Origin of the sequence: Pseudogemmobacter blasticus, assembly GCF_003071405.1 — a bacterium.
Classification (GTDB): Bacteria; Pseudomonadota; Alphaproteobacteria; order Rhodobacterales; family Rhodobacteraceae; genus Pseudogemmobacter; species Pseudogemmobacter blasticus.
Window position 1 is genome coordinate 1546634 of record NZ_CP020470.1, and the last position, 12622, is coordinate 1559255.

Below are 12622 nucleotides of genomic sequence, written 5' to 3' on the forward strand. Positions count from 1 at the left end.
AACCCAGACAACCGGAGACATCCATGACTGACACCTTCCGCGGGGCCGAGGCCCCGGCGGCGGCGCCTGCCGCCAACAAACTGTATTTCGCCGCCTGGCGCTGGCATTTCTACGCCGGGCTTTACGTCACTCCCTTCCTGCTGATGCTGGCGACCACCGGCATGATCATGCTGTGGATCGCCTTCCTGTCGGGGATCGGCGACGAGAAGATGACCATCGCCCCCGGCGGCGCGCCGCTGGCCGTCAGCGCCCTGCAGGCCATGGCCGAGGCCGCCGTGCCGGGCGGCGCCGCCACGCAATATGTGGCCCCGCTTGGGCCGGACCATGTGGCCACCTTCGCCGTGGCGTCGGACGCCGGCAAGACCGGCGTCACGCTGAACCCCTATACCGGCGAGGTGCTGAACACCTTTCCCTGGCGGGCCGGCTGGTATGACTTTGCCACCGACATTCACGGCACCCTGCTGATCGGCAACACCGGCGACTGGCTGATCGAGGCGGCGGCCAGCCTTGGCCTGCTGCTGTGCGTGACCGGGCTTTACATGCACTGGCCGCGCAACGGCACCAGCTGGGGCAAGGCGCTGACGGTGCAGACCGGGGCCCGGGGCCGGACGCTGTGGAAATCGCTTCATGCCACGGTGGGGCTGTGGGTTTCGGTGGTGTTGATCCTGTTCCTGATCTCGGGCCTAAGCTGGGCCGGGGTCTGGGGCACCAAGTTCGTGCAGGCCTGGTCCACCTTTCCGGCCGAGAAATGGGACAACGTGCCCCTGTCGGACAAGACCCATGCCGACATGAACCATGCCCCGGCCAAGGAAGTGCCGTGGAACCTGGAACAGACGCCGCTGCCGGAATCCGGGTCGCTGGCGGGCACGGCGGCGATCCGCGGGCCGGTGACCATCGACTCGGTCACCGGCTTCGCGCAATCGCTGGGCTTCGTGAACCGCTATCAGGTGAACCTGCCGGGCGATGGCGCCGGGGTCTGGACGATCAGCCATGACAGCATGTCGAACGACGGGCCGAACCCGGCGGCGGACCGCACGATCCATATCGACCAATACACCGGCAATGTGCTGGCCGATGTGCGCTATGCCGATTATTCGGCCTATGCCAAGGCGATGGCCTGGGGCATCGCCTTCCACGAGGGCGACCTTGGCCTGTGGAACGTGGCGCTGAACACGCTGTTCTGCCTGTCGGTGATGTTCCTTGGCCTGTCGGGCATCGTGATGTGGTGGAAGCGGCGGCCCTCGGGGGCGGCGCGTCTGGCCGCCCCGCCGATGCCGGCCGAACTGCCCTATGCCAAGGGCGCGATCCTGATCACGCTGGCGCTGTCGCTGGCCTTTCCCATGCTGGGGCTGACCCTGCTGGCGGTGATCGCGGTTGATCTGCTGGTGCTGACGCCGATCCCGGCGCTGAAACGCGCGCTGTCGTAACCCATCGCGGCCCGCCCCCCTTGCGCGGGGGCGGGCTGCATCCGGCGATCAGTCGTCGCCGGGCGGGGGCGGTGCGCCGCAGGTCTTGCCGCCGGCGATGGCGACGCAATCGGAATCATCCAGCGTTCCGCCGCTGGTTTCAAACCGGCTGCCGTCGCCGCTGCCGGTGCCCTTGCGCACCTTGACCCCGGTCTTTTCGTCCGTTGTCAGGCCCCGCTCGGCGTCTTCCGCCGCCTTGCGCTCAGCCTCAAGCTCGGCCTCGCGGGCGGCCTGTTCTTCGGCCCGGCGCTGGCGTTCGGCGTCACGCTCGGCCTCGAATGTCTTGCGGGTTTCGGCATCCAGAACCGAGGCCAGCACGATCACCGGCACCTCGCCCAGCCCGGTGGTGCGTTCCACCACATTGGCGTTCATCGCGGGCACGTTCAGCGTGGACAGGAAGGGGAGCAGGTCTTCGTCCGACATGGCCTTCGATGCCAGCATCCGCAGGTGAATCTGCGCGCCCACCTCGGCCACGAACAGACGGGCGCCGAAATCCTCGGGAAGCGGCGCTTCGCGGATTTCCAGACCCCGGACGGTGGCGAAATCGCGGCCGCCATATTCGGCCGTCAGCATCTGCAGTTCGAACTTCTGCGCCATGGCCATGAAGCTGGTGAAGATGAAATCCGGGTAGCGGATCACTTCCGCCACCACCTTGCGCGGCCCTTTTTCGTAAATCACCCTGGCCCCGGTCAGGCCCTTGCCTTCGCGCGGCACCCCGATGGCGCGCACCCTGTCGGCCTGCTTGCCGCGCGCGCCGGGGGGAAGGAAGGCCTCGACATCGGCGGGTTCGGCGGGGCGGACGGTCCAGCCTTCGGGCGGGGCGGGCAGCATGGCGACCAGCGTCTGCGGCGCATCCGACCGGGCGGGATCGCCGTCATTGCCCGACAGCGCCCCCGCCAGTTGCAGCAGGCCCGAGGCATAGGTGACCACCGACATCGGTTCCTCGCCGCGTGCCTTGGCCTGCCGGGCGACCATGGCATAATCAAAGGCCAGATAGGCGCACAGGCCAAAGACCGAGAACACCAGCGACAGGATGAAGTTCAAGCCGCGCATCCGCGAAATCCCCCTGGCCGCGCCCGGGGGCGGCGCGTCCGTGGGGCCGGAATAGGCGGTGATTGCGGCAGGCTTCGGGCAGGTCCGGGGCAGTTTTTCAGCGCCGGGTCAGGCCCGGCGCACCCGCCCCAGCACCGCCGCGACCACAAAGCAGGCCGCCGCCGCCACGATGATCGACGGCCCCGCCGGCGTGTCCTGCCAGAGCGACAGCCGCAACCCGGCCAGCGTGGCCAGCGCCCCGATCAGGGTGGCGCCCAGCGCCATGCCTTCGGGGCTGCGCGCCAGACCGCGCGCGGCGGCCGCCGGGATGATGAGCATGGCCGCGATCAGCAGCGCCCCCACCACCTTGAGCGAGACCGCCACCGTCAGCGCCATGGCCAGCACCAGCACCAGCCGCTCGCGGTCGGGGTTCAGGCCGCTGGCATGGGCCAGGTCTTCGTTCAGGGTGCTGGTCAACAGCGCCTGCCAGCGCCACAGCAGCAGGACCGCCACCGCCGCCGCCCCGCCCCAGATCAGCCCCAGATCGCCCCGGGTGACGGCAAGGATGTCGCCGAACAGATAGGACGAAAGATCGGTCCGCACCGAGGGGAAATAGCTGACCGCGACCAGACCGAAGGCCAGCGCGGAATGGGCCAGCACGCCCAGCGTGGTGTCCATCGCCCAGCCCCGTGCAGCCAGCCCCGCCACGGTGACGGCCATGGCGGCGGCCACCACCAGCGTGCCGGCCACGATGGGCAGGCCCGTTGCCAGCGCCAGCGCCACGCCCAGAATGGCGGCATGGGCGGTGGCATCGCCGAAATAGGCCATCCGCCGCCAGACGACAAAGGCGCCCAGCGGCCCTGTGGCCAGCGACAGGCCCACGCCGGCCAGCGCGGCGCGGACAAGGAAATCGTCAAGCATGATGATGATCGTGGGTATGGGGATGATGGTGGTGGTCGTGGCCGTGGTCCGGCCCGGCGCTGTGGTCATGGTCATGTTCGTGGCGATAGAGCGCCAGCGCCCCCCGGGTGCCCAGCCCGAACAGCGCGCGATATTCCGGCGCTGTTGACACCACATGCGGCGCCCCTTCGCAGCAGACATGGCCGTTCAGGCAGATCACCCGGTCGCTGGCGGCCATCACCACATGCAGGTCATGGCTGACCATCAGCACCGCGCAGCCGGTTTCCGTGCGGACTTCCTCGATCAGCCGGTAGAAGGCGGCCTCGCCCGGCTGGTCAAGGCCCTGGGTCGGCTCATCCAGCATCAGCACCTGCGGCCGGCCCAGAAGCGCGCGCGCCAGCAGCACCCGCTGCAACTGCCCGCCGGACAGCGCGGTCAGTTGCGCCTCCTGCTGCGCCTCCATGCCGACCCGCGCCAGCACGGCCGCCACTTCGGCCGCGCCCACCCGCAGCGGCAGCGACAGGAAGCGGCGCACGCTGATCGGCATACTGCGGTCGATCATCAGCTTTTGCGGCACATAGCCCAGCCGCAGCCCGGCGGCCCGCGTCACCCGCCCGCCCGCCACCGGCACGATGCCCAGCATCGCCCGCAGCAGCGTGGACTTGCCCGATCCGTTCGGCCCGACAACGGTGACGATCTCGCCCGGTTCCAGCCGCAGCGAGACATCGTGCAGCACCTCTTCGCCGCCCAGGCGAACGCAGATGTGATCGGCGGAAATCAGGCTCATGCCGCGGCCCCCGCGCAGGCGGGGCACAGGCCCAGCGCCTCGACCGTGGTGCGTTCGACGGCAAAGCCCATGCCGGCGGCGGCCGCCTCGACCGCGGCGCGCACGGGGGCACCGGCCGCTTCGGCGACCGACTGGCAGGTGCGGCAGATCAGGAACACCGGCGCGTGGCTTTCGCCCGGGTGCATACAGGCAGCAAAGGCGTTCAGCCGGCGGATGCGATGGACAAAGCCCTGTTCTTCAAGGAATTCCAGCGCGCGATAGGCCACCGGGGGCTGGTTGCCGAAGCCTTCCGCCGACAGCCGGTTCAGCACGTCATAGGCGCCCATGGCGCGATGGCTTTCCAGCAGGATTTCCAGCACCCGCCGCCGCACCGGCGTCAGCCGGGCACCGGCAGCCCCGGCCAAGACTTCGGCCCGCGCCAGCACATCGGCGGCGCAATGGGTGTGGTCATGCGGCGCGAAGGCGGCCGAGGGGTCGGCGCAACCGGGGCAGGCTTCGGCGTGGTCATGCGGCATGGCGGGGGCCTTGACGTGTTATGATATTACATACATAGACCTCGGACCCCGAGTCCGAAAGGCCTGACCCATGCGTTATATCATTGCACTTCTTCTGACCAGCACCGCCGCAATGGCCGAGGTGCCGACCGTGGTCACCGACATTCCGCCGGTGCAGTCGATCACCGCCGCGGTGATGGAAGGCGTGGGAACCCCGCAGATGCTGCTGGGCAAGGGCGCCTCGCCGCACAGCTATGAGCTGAAGCCCAGCCAGGCCGCCGCGCTGTCGGACGCCGATCTGGTGATCTGGATAGGTCCGCAACTGACGCCCTGGCTGGACAAGGCGCTGGAGATCCGGCCCGAAGGCGCGGCCCTGCTGACCCTGCTGACGACCGAAGGCACATACCGGCAGGACTTCGCCCCCGCCGAAGACCATGATCCCGCCGAGGGCGAGGATCACGATCATGCCGAAGCCGCGGACCATGACGGCGAGGCCGGCCATGACGAACACGGCCATTCCCACACCGGGCTGGACCCGCACGCCTGGCTGGACCCGGCCAATGGCAAGCTCTGGGCGCGGGCGATTGCCGCCGAACTGGCGCGGATCGACCCGGACAATGCCGCCGCCTATGCCGCCAATGCCGACAAGGCGGTTGCCGCCATTGACGCCGCCGATGCCGAAGCCACCGCCCTGCTGGCCCCGGTCAAGGACAGGCCCTTCGTCGCCTTCCACGACGCCTATGGCTATTTCGTGGGCCATTACGGGCTGACATCCGCCGGCACCGTTGCGCTTGGCGATGCCGCAACGCCCGGGGCCAAGCGCCTGGCCGCGCTGCGCGAGAAGATCGAACATGACGGCGCGGTCTGCATCTTCCCCGAGATGCAGCACGACCCCGCGCTGGTGGCGCAGATGGCCGATGGCACCGGCATCCGCGTCGGGGCCGCGCTTGACCCGGAAGGATCGGCCTCGGGCGAGACGGGCCCCGCAGCCTATCCGGCGCTTCTGACGACACTGGCCCGCACGCTGGCCGATTGCCTGCAGGGCTGACCCTGCAGGAAACGGCGGCCCGTCACCCGAGGGGCCGCCGCCGGGCGCGTGTCAGGCCAGGCCTTCGGCGCGGAACAGCGCCATGACATCGGCTTCGGGGCGGGCGCCGAAATGGCCAATCACCTCGGCCGCGGCAACGCAGCCCATGCGCCCCGCCACATCGAGCGAGGCGCCGGTGGCCAGACCGTAGATGAAACCGGCGGCGAACTGGTCGCCCGCGCCGGTGGCATCGACCGGCACCACGCGGCGCACCGGCACCACCACCTGTTCATCGCCGCGCACCAGCACCACATCATGCCCCGACCGGGTGCAGACCACGGTACCCGCATCCTGCGCCGCGCGTTCCAGCGCCGCCGACAGGTCGGTCTGATACAGCGACGACCATTCGTGTTCGTTGCCGATCACGAAATCCAGTTCCTTCACCAGACGGCGGAAGTCGGCCCGGTGGCGTTCCACGCAGAACGGATCTGACAGCGCGATGCCGGCCTTGCCGCCCGCCGCCCGCGTCAGCCGCGCCGCGCGTTCGAACGCCTGCTTGCCGCCGGGCTTGTCGTAAAGATAGCCCTCAAGGAACAGGATCTCGGCCCGGCCGGCCACGCTTTCCGACACGTCGTCCGGCCCCAGTTCGGACGAGATGCCCAGATAGGTGTTCATCGACCGCTCACCATCGGGCGAGACGAAGATCATGCTGCGCGAGGTGGGCAGATCACCACCCTTGACCGGCGGGTTGACGAAATCGGTGCCTTCGGCCGCCATCGACTGGGCGTAGAACCGCCCCAGCGCATCATCATGCACCCGCCCGATGAAGGCGGTGGACAGGCCCAGCGCCCCGATGCCGGCCAGCGTGTTGGCCACCGATCCGCCCGGCGCCTGCCGGCGATCCTTCATCGCGGCATAGAGCATCTCGCCGCGCTCGCGCTCGACCAGTTGCATGATGCCCTTCTCGATCCCCATCAGGTCCAGAAAGCTGTCATCCGCCGTCGAGAACACGTCCACGATCGCGTTCCCGATTCCCACCACCTGATAGGTCTTCATGTCTTCTCCTCGAAAAGGCACCAGTCCGAAATCGGGCAGATGCCGCACTTCGGTTTGCGCGCCAGGCAGATATACCGGCCGTGCAGGATGAGCCAGTGGTGTGCGTGCTGCTGGAATTCGGCGGGAACATTGTCCTCGATGGCGCGTTCCACCGCCGCCTCATCCCGGCCCGGGGCAAGGCCGCTGCGGTTGCCGACGCGGAAGATATGGGTATCGACCGCCTGCGCGGGCAGCCGGAACCACATGTTCAGCACCACATTCGCCGTCTTGCGGCCCACCCCCGGCAGCGTCATCAGCGCGGCCCGGCTGGACGGCACCTCGCCGCCGTAGGCGTCAATCAGGCGCTGCGACAGCTTGATGACGTTCTTCGCCTTGGTGCGGTAAAGGCCGATGGTCCTGATATGCTCGATCAGGCCCTCTTCCCCCAGCGCCAGCATCTTTTCCGGCGTGTCGGCAAGGGCGAACAGCCCCCGCGTGGCGCGGTTCACGCCCTTGTCGGTGGCCTGCGCCGACAGGGCGACGGCCACCAGCAGGGTATAGGCGTTCACATGCTCAAGCTCGCCCTTCGGTTCCGCCTCTAGGTCGCGGAACCGGGTGAAGACGGCCTTCATGGCAGGATAATCAAGCTGGCGGACCATGGCCCCGTTTCAGACCACAAACCCTGCCTTGCCACAAGCCGCAGGAATCGGGTCGCATGGTCGCGGGGCGGCGGGGTAAGAAGGACCGTCGCTTTCCAGACAGGTTTCCTTGTTCACAGGCCCGCCATGACCGATCAATCCCCCGCCTACCACTATGCCGTCATCGGCCGCGCGCTGAAGATCATCGACGAGGCCGGCCCCGCGCTGACGCTGGACGGTCTGGCCGCCCGCATGGGCATGAGCCCGGCGCATTTCCAGCGCACCTTCAGCCAGTGGGTGGGCGTCAGCCCGAAGCGCTATCAGCAATATCTGACACTGGACCACGCCCGCCGTCTGCTGGCCGAACGCCACACCACACTGGCTACCGCGCAGGATGTGGGCCTGTCGGGCAGCGGCCGCCTGCATGACCTGTTCCTGACCTGGGAAGCCATGTCGCCGGGCGACTATGCCCGCGGCGGCGCCGGGCTGACCATTCTCTGGGGCTGGTTCGACAGCCCCTTCGGCCCGGCGCTGGTCATGGGCACCGACCGCGGCATCTGCGGCATCGGATTTTCCGACGAGGTGGGAGAGGAGGCCGCCTTTGTCGATCTGGCCAGCCGCTGGCCGCACGCGACCTATGTCGAGAATCCCGAAGCCTTGCGCCCCTGGGCCCTGTCGGCCTTCGCGCCCTCGGCCGGGGCCGAAACGCCGCTGCATCTGATCGGCGCCCCGTTCCAGATTAAGGTGTGGGAGGCGCTGCTGGCCATTCCCACCGGCCATGTCACCACCTATTCCGAAATCGCCACCCGGGTCGGCCATCCCAGCGCGCAGCGCGCGGTCGGAACCGCCGTGGGGCGCAACCCGATCAGCTTCCTGATCCCGTGCCACCGCGCGCTGCGCCGGGACGGGGGGCTTGGCGGCTATCACTGGGGCCTGCCGCGCAAACGCGCCATGCTGGCCTGGGAAGCGGCACGCACGGGGATGTGACCAGCTCGCCTTGCGCGGAACCTTGCGCAACCGGGCAGGGCACTGGCCGTAATCCCGCCGAACGTGCTATATCTTTGCCAAGCCCGGCCACCCGGCAGGGCAGTGAAGCAAATGGCAACGAGCATACATATGATGAAATCTCCTGTTCTGCTGGCACTGGCCGGAACCCTGGCCCTGTCGGCCTGCGTCGACCCCAATGCCTATCCCAACGACCCGAACGCCCGCACCAAGACCGGCGCGGCCATCGGGGCGCTGGCCGGTGCGGCTGTCGGGGCTTCGTCCGGCGACAACAAGCTGGGCAAGGCGGCCGTGGGCGCCGTGATCGGCGGCGTTCTGGGCGGGGCCATCGGCGCCACGCTGGACCAGCAGGCGGCCGAGTTGCGCAGCCAGTTGTCGCCCGGCATCACCGTGACCAACGCCGGTGGCTATCTGATCGTGAACATGCCGCAAGACCTGCTGTTCGCCACCAACAGCGCCACGGTGCGCGGCGACCTGACCCGCGATGTCAAGGCGGTTGCCGCAAGCCTGCTGAAATACCCCAACAGCCGGATCGAGGTGATCGGCCATACCGACAACACCGGCACCGCCGCCTACAACATGGACCTGTCGCAGCGCCGCGCCTCTTCGGTGGCGTCGATCCTGCGCGACGGCGGCGTCCCCTCGGGCCGTCTGGTGGCCTATGGCCGCGGCGAGGATGTTCCCGTGGCCTCGAACCTGACGCCGGAAGGCCGCGCGCAGAACCGCCGGGTCGAGATCATCATCCGCCCGAACCAGTAAGCGCCCCGGCATCTCTTGCCGATCCGGCCCGCCGCGACCCCGTGTCCGGCGGGCCTTTTTCTGTTCTGCCCCCCGGCCTGCCCTTGCCCCGCCCCGATCAGCGCACGCGCAGCGCCACGGCCCGGCTGGGCGTGGTGGCAGCGTCGCCGGGCATCGAGACATAGGGTTCGGTCAGCTCAAGCAGATCTACCGGCTGCGCCATCAGCGCGGCTTCAAAGCCGCCGTCCCAGAGCGTGCCCTTGACCGTCAGCACGATCACGCCGCCCGGCGCGGTGATGCGGATCAGTTCGGGCAGCGCCTCGGCCCCGACATGGCCGGTGGTGAACACCCCGGTCGAGATCACGGCGGCGAACTGGCCATCGGCGAACTCCAGCGGCTCGCCCAGCACGGCGCGCGACAGGCGGGCATAGGTGCCCTTGCGCGCGGCAACGCCCAGCATCCCTTCGCTGATGTCCACGCCCCAGACCTCGGGCCAGCCCAGGATGCCATACCACGCCCCCGCCAGCCCCGTGCCCACGCCGGCATCCAGGATGGGCGCCGCCCCGCGCGGCAGGTGGCGGGCCAGCAGGGCCAGCCCGATGGTCGGATGGCGATAGCCGGCCCGGGCCATTTCGGCATCATAGCCTTCGGCCCAGGCGTCATAGGCCGCCGCCACCTCGTCCGGCGCCTTCGCGTCATAGACCGCGCCCAGATGTCCGTCATGCCCCGTCATGTCGCACCCCGCTTCTGCCGATTCCTGCATGGCCAAGTGCGGCGAAGAGTATAACCTTTCGCACGGAACGCACCCCCGAACCGGCCCGGAGACACCCATGAGCGACACCGAAGACATTGCCCGACTGATCCGCGAACTTCCCGTGCTGGCCGGGGCAACGGACATGCCGGAACGGATGGGCGGGCTGACGAACCGGGTGTACCGGCTGGGCGATCTGGTGCTGCGCCTGCCGGGCCACGGGACCGAGGAATACATCGACCGCAGGAACGAGGCCGCCGCCGCCCGCGCCGCCGCCGCGGCCGGGGTCAGCCCCGAGGTGGTTCATGCCGATCCGGCCAGCGGGCTGATGATCACGCGCTTCATCCCCGGCACCGTCACCATGTCGCCCGAGGGGTTCCGTGCCCGCCCCGGCAGCCCCGCCCGTGCCGCCCGCGCCTTTGCCCGGCTGCACGCGTCAGGCGCGGTCTTCCCCGCGCGGTTCGAGCTGTTCGCCATGATCGACGATTACCTGCGCCTGCTGTCTGGCAAGGAGGTGGCGCTGCCCGAAGGCTATCATGACGTGCTGGCCGAAGCGGGGGCGGTGCGCGCCGCGCTGGCCGCGCATCCGCTGCCGCAGGCGCCCTGCCATTGCGATCCGCTCTGCGAGAACTTCCTGGACACCGGCGAAACCATGTGGGTGGTGGACTGGGAATATTCCGGCATGAACGATCCGATGTGGGATCTGGGCGACCTGTCGGTCGAGGCCGGTTTCGATGCGGAACAGGAGGCCGAGATGATGCAGGCCTATTTCGGCGCACCGCCCTCCCCCCGCGACATGGGGCGGATGGTGATCTACAAGGCGATGTGCGACCTGCTCTGGACACTGTGGGGCCTGATCCAGCTTGCGAACGGCAACCCCGCCGACGATTTCCGCAGCTATGCCGACACCCGCTTCGCCCGCTGCCGCGCCCTGATGGCCAGCCCCGGTTTTGCCCGCCACCTGGCGGCAGTGGCGGGTTGAGGCGGCCCGGCCAAGCCATGCCCCAATACAAAGGGCCGCCCGCGTTGGCGGACGGCCCTTCGCTTTCAGCCGAAGCCCTTACTTCCGGGTGATGCGCCCGTCGGTATAGGGCGTGTAGGGGCCGACCTTGGCCATATATTCGGCGGTGACATCCGCCAGATCGGGGCCGAAGTCATAGGCGTTGGCCGCGTTGACGAACATCTTGAAGCCGTCGCCACCGCCCCGGACATAGTTGTTCGACACCAGCTTGTAGGTTGCGGCCGGGTCGATGGGGCCCCAGGTGCCATCGGCGCCCTGAACCAGCACATCCGACACCCGCGCGCCCGCCGGGGCGGCCGGATCGAAGGTGTATTTCAGCCCGGCCACCTGGGCAAAGCGGCCCGCGCCGTCTTCAAGCTGGCTGACGCCGTTTTCCAGCGCGGCGATCACCGCAGCCCCGTCCACCTCGAAGGTGGACAGGGTGTTCTGGAACGGAAGCACGGTCAGCACCTCGCCCATGGTCACGGGGCCGGCGTCGATGCTGGCGCGCAGGCCGCCGCCATTGGCGATGGCGATGGTCACGCCCTGATCCTTGACCCGGTCCAGCATGGCATCGGCCACCAGGTTGCCCATGGCACATTCCACCGCGCGGCAGGTGTCGCGGCTGCCGTCGATGGCGGCCGTGCTTTCGGCCACGACCTTGGCCTTCAGCTCCTCGATCGGGCCGGCCAGTTCCTTGACCCGCGCTTCCAGCTTGGCATCGGGGGTGACGCTGGAATCCAGCAAGATCGTGTCGCCTTCCGCGAATTTCAGCTTGCCCGCGTCATCAAAGGTCAGGACCAGATGGCCCAGATACTTGGAATAGGCATAGGCCTGCACCACCGGCACCAGATCGCCCTCGCCCCGGGTGATCCAGGTCGGGTAAGGACCGGCCCGCTTGGGATCACGCGCCGACAGGAAGGTGTGGCTGTGCCCGCCGACCACCGCGTCGATGCCCGGCACCGCCGCGGCAATTTCCTTGTCGCGGTTATAGCCGACATGGGTCAGCGCGATGATCTTGGTCACGCCCTCGGCCTCAAGCGCGGCGACATCGGCCTTCAGGCTGTCGATGTCATCCTGGAAGATCACGCTGGGGCCCGGGCTGGCGGTTTCCGGCGTGTCGGTCGCCAGCGCCGAGATGATGCCGATCTTCTCGCCACCCACCTCAAGCACGACATGGTTCTTCACCTTGCCCTTCAGCACGTTCGACTGGCTGACGTCGATGTTGCCGGAAATGACCGGGATGCCCACCTTGTCCAGAAACGGCTCCAGCCCCTCGGGGCCGTCGTCGAATTCGTGGTTGCCCAGCGCCATCACGTCGGGTGCGTAATCGGCCACCAGTTCGGCCACCAGATCGGCCTTGTAGGTGGTGTAGAACAGGCTGCCCTGATACTGGTCGCCCGCATCCAGCACGATGACATTGCCGCCCGCGGCCTTGATGCCGCTGCGCAGTTCATCGACCTTGGCCTTCACCCGCGCGATGCCGCCGAAACATTCGTTCGCCGCCGCCTCTTCGGCGGAACAGGTCGAATCATACTTGTTCACCGCCTCGACCCGGCTGTGGAAATCGTTGATGTGAAGGATGTTCAGCGTGTAATCCGCCTGCGCCGCCCCGGCCATCAGCGCCAGGGACGCGGTGGAAAGCCAAAACCGTTTCATCGTCAAAACTCCCGTGTTGGTTCACCGCAGCAGCCTGCCCGCTGCCGGCGCCCAAGTCAAAGGTCGCCTGCCCGGGCAGGGCCGCGCCCG

The 12622-nt window shown here is 68.5% G+C and carries 13 protein-coding genes; 5 read left to right on the forward strand and 8 right to left on the reverse strand.

Annotation, left to right across the window (positions count from 1 at the left end; all coding sequences use genetic code 11):
• Positions 1–23 precede the first annotated feature (23 nt).
• Positions 24–1427 (forward strand): PepSY-associated TM helix domain-containing protein, encoded by a 1404-nt coding sequence (locus B6K69_RS07435; protein ID WP_108643332.1) that lies wholly within the window; start codon positions 24–26, stop codon positions 1425–1427.
• A 48-nt stretch (positions 1428–1475) separates the two neighbouring features.
• On the opposite strand, the gene B6K69_RS07440 is transcribed toward B6K69_RS07435, so the two are convergent.
• The 4 genes from B6K69_RS07440 to B6K69_RS07455 form a co-directional block, all read right to left on the reverse strand.
• On the reverse strand, positions 1476–2519 hold the full coding sequence (locus B6K69_RS07440) for a hypothetical protein (protein WP_108643333.1): 1044 nt from the start codon (positions 2517–2519) through the stop codon (positions 1476–1478).
• 108 nt (positions 2520–2627) lie between these two features.
• A complete protein-coding gene (locus B6K69_RS07445; protein ID WP_108643334.1) occupies positions 2628–3419 on the reverse strand; it encodes a metal ABC transporter permease in 792 nt (263 codons plus the stop codon).
• Complete coding sequence (locus tag B6K69_RS07450; RefSeq protein WP_108644832.1) at positions 3412–4185, reverse strand: ATP-binding cassette domain-containing protein; 774 nt, start codon at positions 4183–4185, stop codon at positions 3412–3414. Before B6K69_RS07450 ends, B6K69_RS07445 begins: the two co-directional genes overlap by 8 nt.
• A complete protein-coding gene (locus B6K69_RS07455) occupies positions 4182–4700 on the reverse strand; it encodes a transcriptional repressor (protein WP_107672214.1) in 519 nt (172 codons plus the stop codon). Before B6K69_RS07455 ends, B6K69_RS07450 begins: the two co-directional genes overlap by 4 nt.
• A gap of 70 nt (positions 4701–4770) precedes the next feature.
• Here B6K69_RS07455 and B6K69_RS07460 point away from each other — a divergent pair, with 70 nt between their 5' ends.
• Positions 4771–5727 (forward strand): zinc ABC transporter substrate-binding protein, encoded by a 957-nt coding sequence (locus B6K69_RS07460; protein ID WP_108643335.1) that lies wholly within the window; start codon positions 4771–4773, stop codon positions 5725–5727.
• Positions 5728–5778: 51 nt separating this feature from the next.
• Here B6K69_RS07460 and B6K69_RS07465 read toward each other — a convergent pair whose 3' ends face one another.
• Complete coding sequence (locus B6K69_RS07465; protein WP_107672212.1) at positions 5779–6762, reverse strand: adenosine kinase; 984 nt, start codon at positions 6760–6762, stop codon at positions 5779–5781.
• On the reverse strand, positions 6759–7400 hold the full coding sequence (nth, locus tag B6K69_RS07470) for an endonuclease III (RefSeq protein ID WP_107672211.1): 642 nt from the start codon (positions 7398–7400) through the stop codon (positions 6759–6761). The genes B6K69_RS07465 and nth overlap by 4 nt, the downstream gene beginning before the upstream one ends.
• A gap of 126 nt (positions 7401–7526) precedes the next feature.
• Between nth and B6K69_RS07475 the strand changes: the two genes are divergently transcribed.
• Together B6K69_RS07475 and B6K69_RS07480 are read left to right on the forward strand one after the other, a co-directional pair.
• Positions 7527–8366, forward strand: a complete 840-nt coding sequence (locus tag B6K69_RS07475) for a methylated-DNA--[protein]-cysteine S-methyltransferase (protein WP_108643336.1) — start codon at positions 7527–7529, stop codon at positions 8364–8366.
• A 132-nt stretch (positions 8367–8498) separates the two neighbouring features.
• Positions 8499–9143 carry a YiaD family glycine zipper/OmpA-like lipoprotein gene (locus B6K69_RS07480; RefSeq protein ID WP_472527392.1) on the forward strand — a complete coding sequence of 215 codons (645 nt, stop codon included), beginning with the start codon at positions 8499–8501 and terminating at the stop codon, positions 9141–9143.
• 97 nt (positions 9144–9240) lie between these two features.
• On the opposite strand, the gene B6K69_RS07485 is transcribed toward B6K69_RS07480, so the two are convergent.
• Positions 9241–9855, reverse strand: coding sequence for a class I SAM-dependent DNA methyltransferase (locus B6K69_RS07485; protein ID WP_108644833.1), 615 nt, complete (start codon positions 9853–9855; stop codon positions 9241–9243).
• A gap of 97 nt (positions 9856–9952) precedes the next feature.
• Here B6K69_RS07485 and B6K69_RS07490 point away from each other — a divergent pair, with 97 nt between their 5' ends.
• Positions 9953–10855, forward strand: coding sequence for a choline/ethanolamine kinase family protein (locus B6K69_RS07490; protein WP_108644834.1), 903 nt, complete (start codon positions 9953–9955; stop codon positions 10853–10855).
• A gap of 78 nt (positions 10856–10933) precedes the next feature.
• On the opposite strand, the gene B6K69_RS07495 is transcribed toward B6K69_RS07490, so the two are convergent.
• Positions 10934–12532 (reverse strand): bifunctional metallophosphatase/5'-nucleotidase, encoded by a 1599-nt coding sequence (locus B6K69_RS07495; protein ID WP_108643337.1) that lies wholly within the window; start codon positions 12530–12532, stop codon positions 10934–10936.
• Between the last annotated feature and the right edge of the window lie 90 nt (positions 12533–12622).